Below are 19,591 nucleotides of genomic sequence, written 5' to 3' on the forward strand. Positions count from 1 at the left end.
CTCAAATAGGTTTATTCCTATTCTTGCCAGTAAGGAAGATGTTTCAAACTTATTTACACAAAATTTTCTGTGCCCTCCAATGAAGCTTTTAAAACTTCATTGGATTTCATATTGTTTTACGAATTATATTTTGTTCAAGGTTTCAACTGTTCTTTCATTTACCACATTACCAGTATTTAACGTTGTTTTTGGCTCAATAAGCATTACATGTACTTCCTCGTCTGCAACAGGAAGATGTTCAACGCCTTTGGGAATGACAATACATTCACCTTCATTCAGCAATACCTCTTTATCCCTGAATTTTATTAATAATGTTCCTTTTACAACAAAAAACAGTTCCTCTTCTTCATCATGGTGATGCCAAACAAATTCTCCTTTTAATTTGGCCAGCTTGATATAGGAATCATTTAATTCAGCGACAATTTTAGGACTCCAATGCTCTGTAAAAAGATTAAATTTCTCCGCAAGAACTATTTTTTCCATAGTTTACACTCCCCATCTATTTATGCAATCTATAACACCTTCGATTACGAAAATAAAAATCCTGCACCATTATCATATGGATGCAGGATTTGATTATATATTGCGCTGTGCTTCTTTTGAGCCAAGGGAAAACCCGATAAATCCTAAACAGATAATACATCCGCCCACACCATACATTATCCCGTATCCCCAGTACTCTCCGACAATTCCGAGTATCACTGCCCCGGTGGTAATGCCAATATCCATAAACGAAGTAAAAAAAGCCAGTGCGCTTGCTCTCTCATGAGGTAATGTCCGGTCTACCACAAAAGCGTTGAGTGCAGGCATAAATGCACCAAATCCCAACCCAAAGAACCCGGCTATTATAATCAGCATTTCTACACTTTCTAAAAATGGCAGTAGAAAAGCGGCTATCGCCAAAAGCGCCAGGAAAGGAAGAATTACTTTCCGCCGTCCGTAACGGTCAGACAGCTTTCCCGCTAATACCCGGCTGATTAGCGTAAAGATTGCGTAGGTTGTAAAAAATATCCCAAAGTTAATTATCCCCTGTTTGGGTGCATATACAGGCAAAAAGGTGATTATTGCGCCATATAAAGTGGCCGCCGCAAAAAAAGTCAGCGAAGCAACCATAACCGCTTTTTGGCGAGCAACTGCCCAGATACTGATAGTTTGTTTATTACCGGCTTCCGGCCTGATTTCATCAATGCAGCAAGTGGCTAAAAAGGCCGCGGCGGCGGTAAGGAAAGAATAGAGGAATAACTGAGAAAAATCATGCGTTGTCGCGATAATCATAGTACCCCAGGCAGGGAAAAGTGCCATCGCCACCACATTGGCCACACCATAAACCCCCATGACTTCTCCGCGCCGGTTATGGGGGGCTAAATCTGCAACATAAGCAAAGGCGGCAGCTAAATAACAGCCATGGGCAATACCATGAAATGTTCTCAAAACATACAACGGAATAACCTGTTGTATCTGCCCATATAGCACAAATAGTAATGAAAAAAAGCCGGCACCCAATAGCATCATTTTCTTCCGGCCGTAGCCATCGGCTTGCTTGCCGAAGTAGGGCCGTAAGATAACAGAGGCCATGGTAAAAATTCCGACCACGATCCCGATCTGGCTTGTTGTTCCTCCCAATTCTGCTACAAATTGCGGGATTGTCGGCAGTAATAAGTAAAAGCTGCCGAAATATAAAAAGCCGGAAAGACAAACTAAAACAAAGTTTCTTGAGAGCAAGCTAAATTCATTCATTGTTACCCCCCTTTAATATACCAGCATTTGCAAAAGCATGGTATCCTATTGTTCGGCCTATATCCATATCCTTTGTTCTACAGTTAATTTCTAATTATATCATAATGACGGCAAAAGAATAATATCCTGCCTTACCCAAAACAAAAAAAGCTGCCTGTTTCAAAGGCAGCTTATAGTCAAATTCTATTTTTCAGGAACATTCTTTTCAACTAGTTCACAGTGTTCCGGGCAACTGGTATCTTCACTGTCACAACGTGATTCTTCACAAACCAAAACTTCCTCAACTTTACGTTTATCATCTTCTTTTTTCAATGACCCCGCCCCTTCCACTATTGTTGTTTTGCCAATTAATATCTTCTATTATTTAGTAATTCAAATATACACTGATTACCGGTAAAGGTCAATACTTTTTTAATACAATCCTATCCAGGTGCAATTGCACGCATGCAGCAATTAGAACTTTGTTACAAAGCCAAAGGAAACTCCATGGGCGTCATACCCGGGATTATGGGTTTTAAAACCATTAGAAACATGCATGAACATATATCCGAGATTCAGTGAAGAGTCTTCGCTGATTTTATAACTGAATGTCGGTCCGATCCGCCACATAAAATTATAATATCTTCCTCCGGCGGGAAATACTTTGTCATATAGGATAACGCCGCCACTCATCTCTAATGCTGCCGTTAGTTTGCCTGAGTGATATTTTTCATCGCGAATCATGTAAATGGGTCCGATGCCGACCGCGGAACTGTCTTGAGGCTCCCGGTGCTTTAAGGTTACATCCCCGCGCGGCCGGGTTATTGTAATGCCTCTATAAATAGACTTACTCTTTTTTTCAGAAATTTTTTCTAGTATATGTAGTGATACCGTATCAAGATCGCGGTCACTTGAGTGTGGAGTCAGGTAATCCCAATTCAGCTCAAGCTTGGATTCGGCCGCATAGCAATATGAATTTGCCGGCAGGCAAATCAGAAAAAAATTAATGATCGCTATGAAACAAATTAATCTACGCACAATACGCCACTCCCCTGCTGATTCTATATTGCAGTTATATAGCTGCCATTACGCAAAAATAACCATAACTTTCTGTGCGAAAGATACATGGCTATAATTAATATTCTGTATTTCATATGCTTTTTCCTGTTAAATTATCATAGCTGCAACTAAAAATATGAACTTCTCCTATTCTTTCGCTTCCGCCCCCCACGGACTCTCCGATATTCATTGAAAAAATTATAAAAAGCACCCCGCAGGATGCTTAGCTGTAACATTTTAATTCAGTGCTATCTTCAGCTCATCATAGTCTTCAAAATCGTCCAGGACCCCGCTCAGCGCCTTCTCAACATTAGCAAGAGTTACCGTAAGAGGGTTATTGGCATTAGCCAAATGAAGATCGAACCCAAATATTTGCCTGGCATTAACAGTATAGGCTTTATTGTTGCCAACATGAAGATTTGAAATTACTTTGTTTTGAAACAATCTGCGGGCCATTTCCTTATATAATTCCGTATTTGTACTAACCGGCTCTTTTGTAACAATTTCAACAGAAAATATTGTGAATGCTGCATTACACGAAGTACACATGCGTTAACACTTCCTCATATTATTTTACGAAAAACCCAAGAACCTGCCTGAAGCTAAGTCGCCCTTATCCTGGGACTTAGCCGCTCTTGACTCCCACTTGTAGAAGATGGGAGTTTTAGAGCGGGTTAATCTCAGGATAAAGCATTATTGTAACGATATTTATATTCTAACACCAATGATAATTATTTTCAATGATTTTAAAAGGACAAGTTTAATAACCTGTGGATAAACCAGCAAGGAAAACAATAAATCCACCGTTGTCCCTGTGTAGGGAACGGTGGATTTGTTGTATAGATTACTACACCCGTCCGGCTTTAAAACTTAAGGGTTGCACCAATGGCAAATTCATCTTTATCCCTGCCATGATCAGGCATAAAATTGGTGTATGTAAGATTAAGATCAACATTAGCAGCTATTTGATAGCCGGCACCTACTTGTACTTCGTTAAATTCATCGCCAGCTATGAAAGCAGCAAAACCATCAAGCTTTGGCGCCAACGGCCCCTGCAAACCCAGGCCGAGATACATGGATGAATCATTATAATCAAAATCCCGGTGGCCAATTATGCCTTTGAGATTATTAGAAAACTGATACTGCCCATAAAAGTCTTTCATATCACCATAGTAATCACGGTCAATGGATTGATAGCCAATCGTAAAACGGTCAGCAAGCTTATGTTCAATATAGACCGTATCACCACTTACCCCCACTGCCGTTTGTCCGTTATCCAGATTGTTAAGCGGCGCGGCAAAAGCCGTCCCTGCACTCAAAGTAACGAACGCCCCTAAAATAAGTAAACTCTTTTTCATTGTAACTCCTCCTTTAAATTATAACTCTTCTACCAAGCTCTTTTTTCTTTGAGGTAAGTAACTTACCCATATAATTATCTACTAAGAAAATTTTACCTGATGTTTTTTAGATTTTTCTTAGAATTAGTATGCCTATCACATTTTTTCAAAAATACAAAATGAGTCAGAGAACCGTTCCCTGACTCAAGGGAACCGTCTCTTGACTCATCTTGACTCACATCAGGTACCGCAAAAGGTTTGGTAAGGAAGGGTTGATGGCTCAGGCGGCTTGGAGTAAGCGGCTTGTTCCGGTGAGTGTGCGTAAGGGCTTGCCAGGACATCCAGGAACCGTTGCATCGGGCTGTAATCTCCTTGCATTGCGGCTGCCAGTACGGCTTCGACACGATGGTTGCGGGGAATTACCGCAGGGTTATGGCTGCGCATCAACTGGTCAGCGGCAGCTTTTGATTCTTGCTGCCTGCCTAGTCTCGCCTGCCATAGTTCATACCACTGAGCAAACTCGGCGGTGCCAAACAGAACCGTATCTTCCGGTTTGGCAAAAGTTAATGCCAGGAAGGTGTTGGTATAGTCTGCGCGATACTGCTGCATGATACGGAGAAGTTCTGTAATGAGAGCCGTATCCTGTGCCTCTTGGTTAACTATTCCCAGTTTTGCTCTCATTCCCGCAAGCCAATTGCGGTGATACAACTCGGCAAAATCGGCAATCGCATCCTGCGCCAGTTTAACAGCCTGCTCTTGATCGGCATGCAGCAGCGGCAATAGAGTTTCAGCAAAGCGAGCGAGATTCCACCCGGCAATATGCGGCTGGTTGCCATAGGCATAGCGGCCTTGAAGGTCAATGGAGCTGAAGACGGTCGCCGGGTCAAAGGTATCCATAAAAGCACAAGGGCCATAATCAATGGTCTCCCCACTAATGGTCATGTTATCGGTGTTCATTACTCCGTGGATAAAGCCCACCAGTTGCCATTTGGCAATCAGTGCCGCCTGACGCCGGACCACTTCCCGGAGCAGCGCAAGGTATCGATTTCCATCGGTTTCAATGTTGGGAAAATGACGCTTTAGAGTATAGTCAGCCAGGACCCGGAGCTCCTCAAGGGTACCCCAGTTCGAAACATATTGAAAAGTTCCGACACGTAGATGACTTGCCGCCACACGGGTCAGAATTGCGCCAGGCTGTGCGGTTTCGCGGAGCACCGGCTCACCGGTTGTTACCACCGCCAGACTGCGGGTGGTGGCAATTCCCAGCGCATGCATGGCTTCGCTGATAATGTATTCACGCAGCATCGGTCCAAGTGCCGCACGCCCGTCACCCCGGCGGGAATAGGGAGTTCTGCCTGAACCCTTGAGCTGGATATCGAACCGTTCACCCTGGGGAGTGATCTGTTCGCCAAGCAATAGCGCCCGGCCGTCTCCCAACATCGTAAATTGCCCGAATTGATGACCCGCATATGCCTGAGCAAGCGGCAAAGCACCGTCAGGGATACGATTGCCGGCAAGCGCGGCCACACCAGCTTGTCTCTGCAGTGCCTGGACATTCAGACCCAGGGATGTTGCCAAAGGATGATTAAGCAACACCAGGTTAGGTGAGCGTACAGGGGTTGGATTAAGGCTGCTAAAAAATGCTTGCGGCAGGCGGGCATAACTGTTGTCCAGATTCCATCCTGTTTCAGCTATTGCATTTTCCTCCATCATCGTATCTCCTTTGCGTCTGTTAGTCTGTTGTATTTAGTTTTTCTTTTTGCATAAACAAAAAACCATAGATAGTCTATGATTTTTTAATTTCTGTTTTTTTACGAACTGCTATCGGCAATGCCAGTGTCCGATCTTTTCGTTGTCAATAGCGGCCGATTCATTGTCCAAAGCGGTGGCAGCTGCGGATTTTTGAGTAAAGTTGTCCACCAGTTTTTTAGCTACCCGGACATTGGCCAGCCCACCGGGACCACCAATGCAGCCGCCGTAACACGACATGCCCTCCAGGAAATTTGCCTCTACTTTGCCAGCCCGGAGCTGCTGCACAGCTTCCGCACAACTCTCAATTCCTTCGGCATTAAGAGGTTTGACGATAGCTTCAGGATCAAGCCCGGCTACTGCGGACTGGACTGCTTTCACCAATCCGCCGGCACAGGCAAAACCGTTTGCAGTACCTGAAGCGGCCGACTCAAAACCCTTGTCAGGCACCAAGTCAAGCTCAATTCTCTTGCCGGCAAACATAGCGGTCAGTTCTTCAAAGGTAAGGGCATAATCCACTAATCCGGCATGCTTGCGGGCTTCCGCCTTTTTGGCAATACAGGGCCCGATAAAAACGGTAACCGCGGCCGGATTATTGGCTTTAATCAGCCGGGCTGTTGCCAGCATCGGTGAAACAGTAGAGGATATCCTATCTTTGATATCTGAAAAATGCTTCTCGATCATAGTAACAAAGGCCGGGCAGCAGGATGAGGTCATGAATGGACGCTGTTCAGGCACAGTTGCCAAAAATTCTTTGGCTTCGTTAAGGGTTACAATATCGGCTCCGTAGGCCACTTCTTGTACCGCATAAAAACCTAACTGTTTAATTGCCTCAACGATTTGGCCTGGTTTAGTTTTAGGGCCAAAATGTCCGGCAAAAGCCGGTGCCAGCATAGCATATACCTGCTTGCCGTTTAGAATGTGCTGGATAACCTGGACTACTGCAGAACTATCGCCGATAGCGCCAAAAGGACAAGCTTCCCGGCATGATCCGCACTCAACGCACTTTTTCTGGTCAATTACTGCCTTACGGTCACCACCGGCAACAATAGCTTTGACGGCACATACCCGTTCGCACGGTCGACTTATCTCAATAATGGCGCCATATTGGCAGGATTTTTTGCACAGGCCGCATTCCACACAACGGTTTTTATCTATATAGGCCCGGTTCTGTACCACCATAATGGCTTCTTTAGGACAACTGTGGATACAGTTATGCGCCAAACAATTGCGGCAGGCATCGGTAACCAAATATTTATCTATCGGGCACTGGTCGCAAGCTTCCGGCATTACCGTAATGAGAGGCATGTCTTCCACTTTGCCGGCCAAAGCCGCCGCGGCGGCTTCTTCCTGAGACAGCTTCAACGATTGACTCAAGGTCAGATTAATGCGTTGACGCAACACCGCTTTCTCTTTATGAATACAGCACCGATAACGGGGTCCCTCCTCAGATACGATAATATCCCTCACATTCACAATGTCTTTTTCCAGACGGTTCTCATATGCCATTTTCGTAATTTCTTCTAAAACCTGGCTGCGAATTCTTACAACTTCTGTAGTTTGAGATATTGCCATAGGATTGCTACCTCCATTTGAATAAATAAATTAGGATTATTGCTGCAACTAAATAAAAAGAACTTAGATTATTATTTTCAACAAAAAAGTTCTATTCCCTTCCCCTTCTGAATCTTAGTCATCCGATAAACAAACAGCAAACTATCGCGTGGACCATGTTTACGCCTCTTCTCAGGCATAACAGATATCACCCGACTACTACAAAGCGCATAACATAATATAAGGAATTAAAACTTAGAGGAGGCCTTTATGTGGGATTATATATTGACGTAGAACCGGACGTAAACGTTTATGTAGAGGACCTTAACCCGGAAGGCGATAAAACAATTTTATTTATACACGGTTGGCCGGCAAACTATCAGATGTTTGAATATCAGTTTAACCAGCTTCCCAAGATGGGCTATCGATGCGTTGGCGTAGACACCAGGGGATTCGGCAATTCCGATAAGCCCTGGAGAGGCTACGACTACGATACCCTGGCAGATGATATTCGTTGTGTGGTAGAAGCACTCGATTTGCACGACTTTACACTTGCGGGCCATTCCACCGGTGGAGCAATTGCCATCCGCTACATGGCCCGCCACAGGGGATTCAGGGTATCCAAGCTAGCCCTGTTTGCAGCTGCGGCTCCCAGCCTGATCCAGCGTCCCTATTTCCCTTACGGGTTACAGCGGGAAGATGTAACCCGTATCATTCAGGGAACCTATACTGACCGTCCGGAAATGTTACGGGGATTTGGAAATATGTTTTTCTTTCAGCATATAACCCAGCCTCTCTCAGATTGGTTCTTCAACCTGGGGCTGCAGGCAGCAAGCTGGTCCACCGCGGCGGTTGCGGCTGCCTGGCTGGATGAGGAACTTTTTTCTGATCTTGGAAAAATCCAGGTTCCTACTTTAATTCTTCATGGCATTCATGACAAAGTTTGTTTATTCCCATTGGCACTTGCCCAAAAGAAAGGAATTAGAAACGCCAAGCTTGTGCCGTTCCAATATAGCGGTCACGGATTATTTTATGACGAGTGTGATAAGTTCAATAAGGAATTGACAGATTTTATTGATGAGTAAAGGGGGGAATAACAGGCTTGCCAAAATTGTAAAGACAAGCCTCCTACAGCAGTTGTATCTGTCATAAGAGGCCTGCCCAGCTTGTTTTAATTGCATATACACCTGCCCGCGAATAGGTCTGGAAATGATATTTATTACAGCTTTTTACTCATGTTGTACCAAATGGCTCCACCATGCTCAGAGCTTGAAACACCGTTGTTGAGATACCCGTGACTTTCATAGAAATGAATTAAGTTCTCCTTACAGGTAAGGGTAATTGTTTCACGTTGCTTCATTCTTGCTTCTTTTTCGAGATGTGTAAGCAGCTTTGAAGCTATACCCCGTTTTTGAAAGGCTGGGGCCACCGCTAATCCTAAAATACTTTGATGGCCGCCAAACGCAGGATTTTCTTTTATATCACCAAACAAGTCATCAGTAATGAAAGCGGTGTTAATGACCGGTCCGTTCACTAAGCCGATGATGCTGCCATTCGCTTCCGCTATAAAAAAACTATCCGGAATAAATTGAATGCGTCTTGCAAACGCTGCTCGCGTCGCGGCCTCTGCCGGTGAAAAGCAAAGCTGCTCAATGACTACAAGCTCAGGTAAATCTTCTTTTTTTACATTTCGTATTATTAACATATCCATGTTTCCTCCAAATTCAATGTTCTGCTAAATAAAGTAATTTGTAACAATTAGCCTTAGTAATTAATATTATGTTAATAGAATATAGTAAGGAGGTACTTCTGATGGGTCATGATGTCGAGATTAATAATGTTAGATTTTACGTATTACGCAATAATACAACCGGGAGTGTGTCTATACCGCTTACCTTGTCGCCAACTCCTACACCTTTAGCCTCTATTACCCTGCGTTCCAACTTTGATTGCGGCAGAGCCGTGGTCTTGAATGCAACTGTCGGCTGGCTGGCGGTAACTAATGGCACAGGAATAGACAGGGTCAATGTGTTATTTAAAATTTGGCGCGGCAGCCCCGCAACAGGTAATTTAATTTTCAGTGTCGTTGACAGCGGCGAAAGCGATTTTGACAACAGAAAGGTAACCAGCTTTACTCATGTCGATAGCAACTTTGATTTACGGTCCTCAAGGCCGCCCAGCTATTTCCTCACCGCAGAACTTCTTGATGTCGGCAGTGCGGCGACGGTTATCGGACCAATTACCTTTATTGCCACAGAATTTGAAAAGTAGCAAAAAACTAAAGCAACGACTGCACGATTAGGCTCATGAGCAAACAGCTGCGTATCAACACGCATCTGTTTGCTCTTTTCTCCCAGGGATAGCCTTCCTGACAAGAGTTCTATTTTCCTATTGTAACATAAAATAAAAGTTAACATATAATGTATTAAAAAGCATAAAGGAGGTTGCATGTGTGGAGCGTTGTAATGAAGATAGACCTATGCACCATGGTTGTAAACCACCAAAATGTATAGGAAAATTCAATGAAAAATTTAAAGTTTATGAAGTATGCTGTCGTATAGTAGTTAAGGTTTGTTCCGTATGCGGTTTTGAATATGAACCCCAGTTTCATCATATATGCCCGCGTTGCAGAAATCATGTACCTGGCAGCTTTGGCTCCGGCGGCTTCGGTCCTGGTAACTTTGGCCCTGGTAATTTCGGACCTGGCGGCTTCGGCTTTGGCGGTTTTGGCCCCGGTGGGTTTGTCCGGCCTGGCGGCTACGGACATAAAGTCAAGGTAATGAGTGAGCTGGCGGAAGACGAAGACGCAGACGAATAATACGCCGGTAACCAGCAGAACCGCCGACATTAGTTTGCAACTAATTGCCGGCGGTTTCTTTATGGTGAATAGCACCCTATCTAAGAGCCTTTTACGTCAGATTACAGAACCGCCAAAAAGAGGAAAAATCTGCTTACATACGGAAATTATAATTTACCTGTATCCTATGACCCGGGATAATCAACAAAGAAATGAGGGATAGCATGTTTAGAAAAATTTTGGTTCCCATTGATGGCTCAACAGAAGCACTCGCGGCAGCAAAATACTCACGAAAAATTGCTGAGAAATTTGGCAGCTCCGTAACCTTACTCCACATCATTCAGCATTCGGCTTACATTATGTCCGGTGCCCATGCGGTGCCAAGCTCGGTAATCGAAAGTTTGGACGAAAGAGGCAAAGAAGTTTTAGAGCAAGCATCAGAAATCTTCCAGGATTTTGATGGTTATGTAACTACCCGCATAGAATATGGTCATCCCGGCATTAAAATTACGGAAATAAGCAAGGAAAACAACTATTCATTAATTATCATGGGACGCCGCGGTATCAGTGATGTCGCCAAACTTTTAATCGGCAGTGTCAGCAATTATGTCCTTCACTACGCCGCCTGCCCGACATTAATCATCCGCGATTCCGACTAATGCCTGGCCTTAACCTCTCACCTGCTTTAAAAGCTCTGCCATATTTTTACCCAGAGTCTGGAAGGTTGCGATACCTTCTTCATCCTTTTGAGCATCACCCGGATTAAGAGCCAATGTCATATTCCAATAGTGGGAGGAAGGGATTGTCATCTCGGCAATACCAAAAAAGAAGTTGATTGCCGAATAAGTAAACGTTGCTCCGGCTCTGCGCACAGCAACCACTGCAGCACCAATTTTACCGCGCAGCATATCACCGCCATTCGCTTTGGCAACAAAGCCACAGCGATCAATAAGTGCCTTAACTTCTGTGGACACATTGCTAAAATAGGTGGGAGAACCAATAATAATTCCGTCGGCTTCTATCATCTTCTGGATAAAGGTATTCATTTCATCGTCCTGGCGTATACAGCGGTTATCTTTTGTTTCCCAGCACTTGCCACAAGCCAGGCAGCCGAAAACTTTGCGCCCGCCCAGTTGGATGAATTCCGTCTCGATTCCTTCCTTTTCCAATTCTGCCAGAACGATTTGCAAGCTTTGTGCTGTATTGCCATTAATTCTGGGACTTCCGTTAAATGCAATCACTTTCAAATCAATCACACGTCCTTTCATTGTAACAATGATTTAGATATTGGCATTGGTGGCACTAGCAACAATTACTGCCTGCGGTCACTCCTTTCCAAAAAATTTCTATTCTGCTATAATACTACATGCCAGGATATAATTAGGCAAGTACGCACTTATTTGTATTATAGTATCCATTTATATACTGCATTGTTCAATCAAGCAGGGGGCTTAATTATGCCAATGCCGCAAAACTAATGACTGAAACAGCTTCCTGCCCGCCTGCAGCCGATAAAGCAGGGGCTTGCCGCACTAAGAAAAGTTAGTGTGACAAGCCCCTTTTTCTTGTTTTATCCCGGGATATGAAGCAAAATCTCCTGCCCGCTATCGGCGGGGTAAATGCTCTACCTGTTATCTCTTTCTGCTAAATATGACTGTCGTTTATATCTACTGTCAAATTCAGCACGTCTGTAAAGAATTCAACAGGAACAAGTGTTGTACCATTAACAATTTCCGGTGCAGTGTCTAACTGAACAGCCATTTTTAACCTGCCATAATTGTTGCTGCCTATTGTCACAGTCGACATTGTCCCCATACCGTTTTGAAGCTCAACTGTTCTTGCCTCGCCATTCCAAACCACAGTATAGCCCAAACTTTCGGCAATAACGCGGAGCGGCAGCATTATTGTATTCGCATTGGTTTTTAAAATGTCAATTTCACCTAATGCTAATTCTTTTTTATCTATAACAATTGTACCGGCACCGGTATGGACTCTTATATCAGCGTTAACCGGCAATAGTACCGCTTTGGTTGCACCTGCCTGTGCAGGCATGCTCATTGTCATTATATCGTACCACACAATTAACTCAGAACCGACTTTGATGGCTGCCGGCTGGGCAAAAATTTCAGGATAAATGGTCACAAGTCTTTCTGAATTGGTGCAAAGCACTCTAACGCTGCCGTCCGGTCTTTGCTCTACCGCAGCAACCTTCATGTACTGACCCGGATTACCCGTTTCGGGTGTCCCGACAACTAAAGCAATGGCACTGCTTTGCGGCGGGATACTTCTGGTAACAACCGGGCTGTAGTAAGCTGTTACCGCATCACCTGTTTTTAAGTCTGTGAAGGGAATGTGCGTACCATCCTCTGCATCCACAATATAAGTGCCCTCTTGTATATGTAGCACTATTTCGTTATATGAACCTTTTCCGGCAAACCTTATTCGGTTGTCGCCAATTTCTGCAATTTTGCCTTTTGTAGAAATTACCTTAGGTACCGGAGTTTCGATTGTTGCTGCTGCAGCAACAGCACCCGCCGCCTGAGCAAAGCCTGTTGTCATACTTACCATCACTGTAATTGCGAGAATGGCTGATAAAATTCTTTTCATTGTTTTCCTCCTGTCATACAATTTGCTTATCATGCATCTACAAACTATTAAACGTCTATTCCAGCAAAAAGTAACGCTGCTGTTGTTTTTTTATTAAACTAAAAAAACACCTCCTATGACAGATGTTTCAGTCATAGGAGGTAAATGCTCTTATTGATTAATTCAGTTAGTAACCCGTGAAAGAAAGGCTTTCGTCCGCGCATCCTTAGGCTGGTTGAAGATGACATCAGGTGTATCATCCTCTACAATGACACCATCTTCCACATAAATGATTCTGGTGGCAACGTCGCGGGCAAAGGCAATTTCATGGGTGACAATCAGCATGGTTAAACCTTCTTTAGCCAGTTCACGCATAACGGCCAATACTTCACCAACCATTTGCGTGTCCAGCGCTGAGGTAGGTTCGTCCATCAGCAGAACCTGTGGCTGGATAGCGAGCGCGCGGGCAATGGCTACTCTCTGCTTTTGGCCGCCTGACAGCTGATGCGGCTTGGCATTAATATATTGCGCCATACCGACTTTCTCTAAAAAGCGCAGAGCTGTTTGCATAGCCGTTTGCTTATCCTGCTTTAACACCTTGACTAAACCTACCATACAGTTTTCCAGTACAGTCATATTATTAAACAGGTTAAACTGTTGAAATACCATACCCACTTTTGTCCGGTACAGTGTGAGCTTGTCCTGTTCTTCCACAACATTCCGGTCAGCGTGAATGATCTCGCCCGAGGTCGGTGTTTCCAACATGTTGATGCAGCGGAGCATAGTCGATTTACCGGAACCTGACGCACCAATAATGCAAATAACATCACCCTGAAAAACATCAAAACTAACATTTCTGAGGATTTCACGCTTACCAAAATACTTAACCAGGTTTTTAATTTTCAGCACCTGCTGTGAGCTCTTTGCGGAAATTTTATTATCCATCTGTCTAATTCCCGCCTTTCGTTGGAGTAAACGGCCCACAGGGATCAGCCAAAGGATCATACGGAACCAGAGCATAGTTGTCAGGACCATCCATACGCTTTTCTATCCAGAGTAAAAAGCGGGATACGGCAAAGGTCATGATAAAGTAAATCGCACAAGTAATAAAGAATACTTCAAAATACCGGTAATAGGCCCCTGCGGCCGATTTGGACAAGAAGTATAGCTCAGTTACCGAAATAACATTAAGTACCGAGGTATCCTTAATATTAATAATCAGGTTGTTGCCAATTTGCGGCATAATATTGCGTAAAGCCTGCGGCAAAATAACATAGGACATAAGTTGAAAATGATTCATGCCAATAGCTTTGGCAGCTTCTTTTTGACCAACATCAATGGAGATGATGCCGCCGCGGACAGTCTCCGCCATATAGGCACCGGTATTTACAGACACCACCAAAAAGCCTGCGAACAACGGTGACATATCAATATCGTAAACCTGCATCGAGCCGTAATATACAACCATTGCCTGCACTATCATAGGTGTACCGCGGAACAACTCAACATAGGCAGCCAGGAGGGCTCTGATGCACCGAAAAAAGCCTCGTTTAACAATCCCATCCTTAGGATTAATCGGGATAGTTTGCAAAATACCGACAAATAAACCAATTACACAGCCGATGATGGTACCACCGACAGCCAATAGCAGTGTAACAAGGGCACCTTTTACAAAAAGTGCACCATATTGCTGGAGAAGAAAATAAACCCACTCAAAAAAGGTTACCGGCATAGCACTTGTCATGTTTTTTCCACCTTGATCAATAAGGAAAACACGGCTTGTACCGCCTTTAGCGACGGCATAAGTCGATATTGCCCTTATCTTGTTTTTAAAAAAGTTATACTTGCTGTTAGGATAACAAATCTTAGGGATGGCGGCTGCCATCCCTAAGTACTACTGATTATTTCGCTAATGGTTGTTTCTTAATGGCTTCTTCCATCATTTTATCGCGATCAGCTTCTGTCATTGTACTCAGTGCTGTATTAATTTTCTTCAGCAGGTCTGCACTGGTTCCTTTAGCAACCGCAATACCCATTTCAACTTCTTCTTTTTCTACTTTAAAGCCTTGTCCATCTTTAAAGTCCAGCATAACTAATCCGGGATTGGCATATACGGCAGCCATAGCCGTCGGCTTATCGGTAGCCACAACATCTACCTTACCGGAAGTCAGGGCTACAATCATTCCTGGAACATTATCAATAGCAGGTTGGATTTTCGCATCAGGAATTTGTTTTAGCAAGTCATACCAAACGGTATTAAGCTGCGATGTAGCAACAGCGCCTTTAAGGCCTTCCAGATTCTTAGCATCAGCAAAAGGGGTGTTTTTCTTCGTAAGGGCAACAATATCCGCATTGTAATAAACAGAAGAAAAATCCACTGTTTCTTTACGCTTGCTGGTAATACTCATGCCAGCGATAGCTGCGTCAATCTTACCGGCGTTTATAGCAGGGGCCAAGCCATCCCACTCAATTTTATGTATTTCCAGTTCATACCCCATAGAGTCGGCAATCTTTTTAGCAATCATCACATCATAGCCCAAGGCATATTCCTGACTGCCTTTGATTTGTACCGCTCCGTTATCAGGCGTAGTCTGCGTCCAATTAAACGGAGCATAACCACATTCCATACCAACGCGCAACACCTTTTTGTCCGCCGGTTTGTTCTCTGCTGCTTTTTTATCACTGGAACATCCGGCCAACATCACACCAAAAGCGACTATTGCTAAGCAAAGTACCATCCTTAACATCGTTTTGTAATTTTTCATCCTCGCTCAACCTTCCCCTTACTCTCTTTAATAAGTCAACACGTATAATTGTAGCAATCCATAGGAATAAATGTCAAGCTGTATACATTATATCTGGCGATATCGAAATATATTTATTGTTACTTTATCAAGTAAAATACCTAGCACAAGAGGCAGCTTCCGAAGAACCTGCCTCTTGTACAATTATCTATGCCCAAACCCGGGATCTCCCAGGTGTTATTGAGCTGCTCCCTTGGCATTCTGCTTTTGCCGGCGAGCCTTCATAATTTGAACACCTGTAACACTAAGCAAAATAACCAGTCCGATGGCATCGGTAACCAAGCCTGGATCAACCATCAAAATCCCCCCCAGGAAAAAGAGGGCCCGTTCAATATAATTGGCGTCGGTGATACAGTAGCCCACCATCGCTATACTCAAGCCCATCATCCCGCAAATGGCGGTTAGGCTGCTAAAAAGTATTGAGCCTGCTGTTGCGCCAATCATCAGCAATATCGGTGAAAGCACAAAGATATACGGAACAATAAAGGCCGCTATCGCCAGCTTTGCCGCATTAACACCTGTTCGCATCGGCGCCGCACCGGCAATGCCTGCGCCGGCAAACGCAGCCAACGCTACCGGTGGAGTAATATCGGCAATAATTCCGAAGTAAAAAACAAACATATGCGCTGCCAATATAGGTACTCCCAACTGAACCAGTGCCGGAGCAGCAATCGTCGAGGTAATTACATAGTTAGCTGTTGTGGGGACACCCATTCCCAGGATCAGCGAGGTAATCATAGTAAAGAACATGGCCGGCAGCAGCTGCCCACCAGCCAGCTCAATCAGCGCTGACGCCAGCTTTAACCCAATCCCGGTCTTGGTAACAACACCAATAATAATGCCGGCAGTGGCGCAGGCCACCAAAACCCCCAGCACGCCGCGAGCACCATTCTCCAAACCCTGAATGATTTGTTTGGGAGTTATTCTGGTAGATTTTCGCAGCATAGAGGCGACAATGGCAAGAACAATTGCCCACAAAGCGGCTTTCATCGGCGTATAGCCTGCAACCAGTAGATAAACAATGACGATCAAAGGCAATGCCAGATGACCCCGTTCAAGGAATAGCTCCTTAAACTTAGGCAGTTCTTTCCGGGGAATGCCTTGCAAGCCTTCCTTGCGGGCTTCAAAATGAATCCCGATCCAAATGCCGGCGTAATAAAGAACGGCCGGAATAACAGCTGCCTTAACTACCTCAATATAAGGAATGCCAACAAATTCAGCCATAAGGAAAGCCGCAGCTCCCATGACAGGCGGCATTAGCTGTCCGCCTGTTGAGGCAGTCGCTTCAACTGCCCCGGCAAATTCCGGCTTATAACCAAGCTTTTTCATCATGGGAATCGTAAGACTGCCTGTGCCGACAACATTGGCAACCGAACTGCCGGAAACAGTTCCCATTAAAGCACTGGATAAAACAGCAACCTTGGCTGGTCCGCCTCTAGCCCAGCCGGCTACAGCATTGGCTATATCAATAAAAAATTTGCCCAGACCGGTCATTTCCAAATACGCACCAAACAAAATAAACAAAAAGATAAATGTGGAAGAAACTCCCAAGGGAATACCGAAGATGCCTTCGGTAGTAAAGAATAAATGTCCGACCAACTCACCGATATCAACGCCTTTATGTGCCAGCATATCCGGCATATAAGGCCCGGCAAAAGCATACACAATAAAGGCACACGCGACAATGACCATGGGCCATCCAACAACCCGCCGGGCAGCTTCCAGAACCAGCACAATCCCCAGTAAGCCCATAACAAAATCGCTGCTTGTCACCGTACCGGCCCTCAAAACAAGCTCCTGGTAGAGCATGACAATATATAAAGGAGCCACGGCACCAAGAATCGCCATCAACAAATCAAAAGGATGTAATTTGCTTCTTGACCAGGATTTACGCGCCGGATACAGCAAATAAACAAGCGCGAGTCCAAACCCCAGATGGATTGCCCGTTGCAAGTGAGCATCCAGAACGCCAAATATGGCAGTATATAATTGAAACAGGGAAAAAACGATAGCAAGAACACTGATAATATAGGACATAGGGCCGGTATACTGACGTGAGTCGGATTCTTTGTCATATTTTTTTAAAATTTCTTCAGCTGAAAGACTTTGCTTCATTGAATCAAATTCGCCTCCCATCACCTTTTGTGCGAAAAAATATATAATGCATCCGGAATGGAAGCATCCTCTCAAAACCAGCGGGAATACAGCGGCTCCACCCGAACAGTAACGAGAGTTCCTGCCGGAAATACGCTGTAGAGAGGAATGGTCCGGCCAGCATAAGTCAACGATAATTTTGCTTCCGGCCCGGTACGCAGGCGTAAGCACTGCTCAGGCCTGTTCATTCCCTTCATAACAAATTTATCCTTCTCTGCCTGGAAAATCCCGTCTTCCGCCAAAAAAGGAAGTCCTACCCCAAAAGATTGATACTCGGTAGATTCCAAAATAAAAATACCCGAGTCTTCAATAGTAAAATTTTCAATAACCGGTGTCCTTTGCACAGAATGGACAAAGGAGAGACTTAGCTGCTCGCCGGATTTTACCGGAACGGTTTGATAAATTCCCTGAGTTGTCTCAATGAATACATGTGGCTGCAATATGACTCCAACGAACCAAATGATAAATCCGCCAATGACAATGGCGGCAACAACCGGATAAAATCGTATTCTTATCATAAAAAGCCGGACAACGGGTTACCTGTTGTCCGGCATTCCCTCCCAGAGTGACTATTTAAAGAATTTGGCAGCGCCAGGATGTAATTCGATAGACATCCCTTCCTGGGAATTTTCTTTAGTAATCATCTTGCCGACAGAATGAGCGGCTTTCAAACGCTCCAGGTTATCGTATATCGCTTTGGTAATATTGAAAGTAAGATCAGCATTCATTTTGTCGGTGACTACCAGCATAGCCTTGACCGCTACGGCCGGGATATCGGCGGCCTGATTAGGATAAGCGTTCACCGGAATGGTAACTTTTGCATAGAAAGGATATTTTTTGATTAAGGCATCGGCTTTATCAGCTTCCACCGGAATAAGCACAACCTTATGCTGGGCAGCAATATCCTGAATCGCTGCCGTCGGGAAACCGGCGGTTACAAAAGCAACATCAACATTTCCGTCTTTAAGGCCGCTGGCCGCTTCGCCAAAGGACAGATACTGGACTTTAATATCATCATAAGTAATGCCATAGGTTTCAAGAATTTGGCGGGCATTTGCCTCAGTACCGCTGCCTGCCGCACCAACGGCAATACGCTTGCCTTTCAAATCAGCAATGCTTTTGATGCCGGTTTTGTCCACGGTTACAATTTGAATGGTTTCAGGATATAAGGTAGCAATGGCCTTCAAGCTGGGAACCTGCTTATCGGTGAACATCTCGGTTCCTTTGACGGCATAATAGGCAATATCATTTTGCACTAACGCCATTTCAACTTTGCCGTCTTTAAGCATATTGATATTGGCTACCGAAGCACCGGTGCTTTGCGCACTGGCATTTACATTGGCAACATTTTTGTTAAGAATTTCTGCAATAGCTCCACCCAAGGGATAATATGTTCCCGCAGTGCCACCGGTAGCAATGTTTACAAATTCTTTCTTTGCCGCTGCTTGTTCTGTGGACTTTCCTCCACCACAGCCGGCCAGCATTCCAATAAGGAGCATGGACACGGCTAAAATTGACAACACTTTTTTCATACTTTCCCCTCCCAATCAAATAAGGTAAAAGCATTCCTTTTACCAATTTACATTTTTTTGTATTCGCGCCTTATAAGAGATTTCCTGCAAATATAAAATTTTATTTCACCAGGAGCGCACTATTTTCTTCTCAATGTAAACATAATTAGTTTATATAAACACAAAATGTCTATATTTAAGAGATTTTAGCTGTTTTTGTAACCGCAAGGCAGACTTTCTCAAACAAGCAACTATTTTCCTATATATTTTTCATGCCTGTAATTTTTATAGTTTCACTAATTTTCAGGTTGGAGCAAGGTGGTA

21 protein-coding genes are annotated in these 19,591 nt (G+C 44.3%); 4 read left to right on the top strand and 17 right to left on the bottom strand.

The window, feature by feature from the left end; translation table 11 throughout:
• Positions 1-123 precede the first annotated feature (123 nt).
• From GT1_RS17645 to GT1_RS17675, 8 genes are all read right to left on the bottom strand, one after another.
• Positions 124-483: a cupin domain-containing protein gene (locus GT1_RS17645; protein ID WP_188399814.1), complete on the bottom strand. Its 360-nt coding sequence runs from the start codon at positions 481-483 to the stop codon at positions 124-126.
• A 93-nt stretch (positions 484-576) separates the two neighbouring features.
• Positions 577-1,737, bottom strand: coding sequence for an MFS transporter (locus tag GT1_RS17650; RefSeq protein ID WP_188399815.1), 1,161 nt, complete (start codon positions 1,735-1,737; stop codon positions 577-579).
• 183 nt (positions 1,738-1,920) lie between these two features.
• Complete coding sequence (locus GT1_RS22580) at positions 1,921-2,049, bottom strand: hypothetical protein (RefSeq protein ID WP_255430463.1); 129 nt, start codon at positions 2,047-2,049, stop codon at positions 1,921-1,923.
• A gap of 141 nt (positions 2,050-2,190) precedes the next feature.
• Positions 2,191-2,754, bottom strand: coding sequence for an acyloxyacyl hydrolase (locus tag GT1_RS17655; RefSeq protein ID WP_188399816.1), 564 nt, complete (start codon positions 2,752-2,754; stop codon positions 2,191-2,193).
• Between the two features lie 258 nt (positions 2,755-3,012).
• Positions 3,013-3,231: a hypothetical protein gene (locus GT1_RS17660; protein ID WP_223226342.1), complete on the bottom strand. Its 219-nt coding sequence runs from the start codon at positions 3,229-3,231 to the stop codon at positions 3,013-3,015.
• A gap of 407 nt (positions 3,232-3,638) precedes the next feature.
• Positions 3,639-4,133 carry a hypothetical protein gene (locus GT1_RS17665; RefSeq protein ID WP_075754026.1) on the bottom strand — a complete coding sequence of 165 codons (495 nt, stop codon included), beginning with the start codon at positions 4,131-4,133 and terminating at the stop codon, positions 3,639-3,641.
• A 219-nt stretch (positions 4,134-4,352) separates the two neighbouring features.
• The gene (locus GT1_RS17670) at positions 4,353-5,825 is read right to left on the bottom strand and encodes a YdiU family protein (RefSeq protein WP_188399818.1); all 1,473 of its coding nucleotides are present in this window, start codon (positions 5,823-5,825) and stop codon (positions 4,353-4,355) included.
• A 108-nt stretch (positions 5,826-5,933) separates the two neighbouring features.
• The gene (locus tag GT1_RS17675; RefSeq protein ID WP_223226343.1) at positions 5,934-7,436 is read right to left on the bottom strand and encodes a 4Fe-4S dicluster domain-containing protein; all 1,503 of its coding nucleotides are present in this window, start codon (positions 7,434-7,436) and stop codon (positions 5,934-5,936) included.
• Positions 7,437-7,687: 251 nt separating this feature from the next.
• On the opposite strand from GT1_RS17675, the gene GT1_RS17680 reads away from it, so the two are divergent.
• Positions 7,688-8,500 (top strand): alpha/beta fold hydrolase, encoded by an 813-nt coding sequence (locus tag GT1_RS17680; protein WP_188399819.1) that lies wholly within the window; start codon positions 7,688-7,690, stop codon positions 8,498-8,500.
• A 134-nt stretch (positions 8,501-8,634) separates the two neighbouring features.
• Here the strand turns inward: GT1_RS17680 and GT1_RS17685 are convergent, their stop codons facing one another.
• Complete coding sequence (locus GT1_RS17685) at positions 8,635-9,126, bottom strand: GNAT family N-acetyltransferase (RefSeq protein ID WP_223226344.1); 492 nt, start codon at positions 9,124-9,126, stop codon at positions 8,635-8,637.
• Positions 9,127-9,227: 101 nt separating this feature from the next.
• Between GT1_RS17685 and GT1_RS17690 the strand changes: the two genes are divergently transcribed.
• The 3 genes from GT1_RS17690 to GT1_RS17700 all read left to right on the top strand — a co-directional run bounded on the left by GT1_RS17690 (position 9,228) and on the right by GT1_RS17700 (position 10,871).
• Positions 9,228-9,686, top strand: a complete 459-nt coding sequence (locus tag GT1_RS17690) for a hypothetical protein (RefSeq protein WP_075754018.1) — start codon at positions 9,228-9,230, stop codon at positions 9,684-9,686.
• A gap of 181 nt (positions 9,687-9,867) precedes the next feature.
• Positions 9,868-10,233: a hypothetical protein gene (locus GT1_RS17695; RefSeq protein ID WP_188399820.1), complete on the top strand. Its 366-nt coding sequence runs from the start codon at positions 9,868-9,870 to the stop codon at positions 10,231-10,233.
• Positions 10,234-10,436: 203 nt separating this feature from the next.
• On the top strand, positions 10,437-10,871 hold the full coding sequence (locus tag GT1_RS17700; RefSeq protein WP_075754014.1) for a universal stress protein: 435 nt from the start codon (positions 10,437-10,439) through the stop codon (positions 10,869-10,871).
• 9 nt (positions 10,872-10,880) lie between these two features.
• Here GT1_RS17700 and GT1_RS17705 read toward each other — a convergent pair whose 3' ends face one another.
• From GT1_RS17705 to GT1_RS17740, 8 genes are all read right to left on the bottom strand, one after another.
• Entirely contained in the window at positions 10,881-11,480 is a 600-nt protein-coding gene (locus GT1_RS17705; RefSeq protein WP_223226345.1) for a flavodoxin family protein, read from the bottom strand.
• 376 nt (positions 11,481-11,856) lie between these two features.
• Positions 11,857-12,819 (bottom strand): copper amine oxidase N-terminal domain-containing protein, encoded by a 963-nt coding sequence (locus GT1_RS17710; RefSeq protein WP_188399821.1) that lies wholly within the window; start codon positions 12,817-12,819, stop codon positions 11,857-11,859.
• Between the two features lie 162 nt (positions 12,820-12,981).
• Positions 12,982-13,707, bottom strand: coding sequence for an amino acid ABC transporter ATP-binding protein (locus GT1_RS17715; protein WP_223226350.1), 726 nt, complete (start codon positions 13,705-13,707; stop codon positions 12,982-12,984).
• A gap of 40 nt (positions 13,708-13,747) precedes the next feature.
• Positions 13,748-14,542: an amino acid ABC transporter permease gene (locus tag GT1_RS17720; protein WP_188399823.1), complete on the bottom strand. Its 795-nt coding sequence runs from the start codon at positions 14,540-14,542 to the stop codon at positions 13,748-13,750.
• A gap of 157 nt (positions 14,543-14,699) precedes the next feature.
• Positions 14,700-15,563, bottom strand: a complete 864-nt coding sequence (locus GT1_RS17725) for a transporter substrate-binding domain-containing protein (RefSeq protein WP_188399824.1) — start codon at positions 15,561-15,563, stop codon at positions 14,700-14,702.
• Between the two features lie 216 nt (positions 15,564-15,779).
• Positions 15,780-17,738, bottom strand: coding sequence for a TRAP transporter permease (locus GT1_RS17730; RefSeq protein ID WP_188399825.1), 1,959 nt, complete (start codon positions 17,736-17,738; stop codon positions 15,780-15,782).
• A gap of 50 nt (positions 17,739-17,788) precedes the next feature.
• Positions 17,789-18,274 (bottom strand): DUF1850 domain-containing protein, encoded by a 486-nt coding sequence (locus GT1_RS17735; RefSeq protein WP_188399826.1) that lies wholly within the window; start codon positions 18,272-18,274, stop codon positions 17,789-17,791.
• A 51-nt stretch (positions 18,275-18,325) separates the two neighbouring features.
• Positions 18,326-19,288, bottom strand: coding sequence for a TAXI family TRAP transporter solute-binding subunit (locus tag GT1_RS17740; protein WP_188399827.1), 963 nt, complete (start codon positions 19,286-19,288; stop codon positions 18,326-18,328).
• Positions 19,289-19,591: the final 303 nt, after the last annotated feature.

Source organism: Sporomusa sp. GT1 (genome assembly GCF_014634905.1).
Taxonomy (GTDB): Bacteria; Bacillota; Negativicutes; order Sporomusales; family Sporomusaceae; genus Sporomusa; species Sporomusa sphaeroides.

Bases quoted from the DNA above. Each gene is read 5' to 3' on its own strand.
- GT1_RS17645 (WP_188399814.1), bottom strand. From the start codon at position 483: ATGGAAAAAATAGTTCTTGCGGAGAAATTTAATCTTTTTACAGAGCAT.
- GT1_RS17685 (WP_223226344.1), bottom strand. From the start codon at position 9,126: ATGGATATGTTAATAATACGAAATGTAAAAAAAGAAGATTTACCTGAG.
- GT1_RS17735 (WP_188399826.1), bottom strand. From the start codon at position 18,274: ATGATAAGAATACGATTTTATCCGGTTGTTGCCGCCATTGTCATTGGC.
- GT1_RS17665 (WP_075754026.1), bottom strand. From the start codon at position 4,133: ATGAAAAAGAGTTTACTTATTTTAGGGGCGTTCGTTACTTTGAGTGCA.
- GT1_RS17740 (WP_188399827.1), bottom strand. From the start codon at position 19,288: ATGAAAAAAGTGTTGTCAATTTTAGCCGTGTCCATGCTCCTTATTGGA.
- GT1_RS17660 (WP_223226342.1), bottom strand. From the start codon at position 3,231: ATGGCCCGCAGATTGTTTCAAAACAAAGTAATTTCAAATCTTCATGTT.
- GT1_RS17700 (WP_075754014.1), top strand. From the start codon at position 10,437: ATGTTTAGAAAAATTTTGGTTCCCATTGATGGCTCAACAGAAGCACTC.
- GT1_RS17675 (WP_223226343.1), bottom strand. From the start codon at position 7,436: ATGGCAATATCTCAAACTACAGAAGTTGTAAGAATTCGCAGCCAGGTT.
- GT1_RS17690 (WP_075754018.1), top strand. From the start codon at position 9,228: ATGGGTCATGATGTCGAGATTAATAATGTTAGATTTTACGTATTACGC.
- GT1_RS17710 (WP_188399821.1), bottom strand. From the start codon at position 12,819: ATGAAAAGAATTTTATCAGCCATTCTCGCAATTACAGTGATGGTAAGT.
- GT1_RS17670 (WP_188399818.1), bottom strand. From the start codon at position 5,825: ATGATGGAGGAAAATGCAATAGCTGAAACAGGATGGAATCTGGACAAC.
- GT1_RS17705 (WP_223226345.1), bottom strand. From the start codon at position 11,480: ATGAAAGGACGTGTGATTGATTTGAAAGTGATTGCATTTAACGGAAGT.
- GT1_RS17650 (WP_188399815.1), bottom strand. From the start codon at position 1,737: ATGAATGAATTTAGCTTGCTCTCAAGAAACTTTGTTTTAGTTTGTCTT.
- GT1_RS17730 (WP_188399825.1), bottom strand. From the start codon at position 17,738: ATGGGAGGCGAATTTGATTCAATGAAGCAAAGTCTTTCAGCTGAAGAA.
- GT1_RS17725 (WP_188399824.1), bottom strand. From the start codon at position 15,563: ATGAAAAATTACAAAACGATGTTAAGGATGGTACTTTGCTTAGCAATA.
- GT1_RS17720 (WP_188399823.1), bottom strand. From the start codon at position 14,542: ATGACAAGTGCTATGCCGGTAACCTTTTTTGAGTGGGTTTATTTTCTT.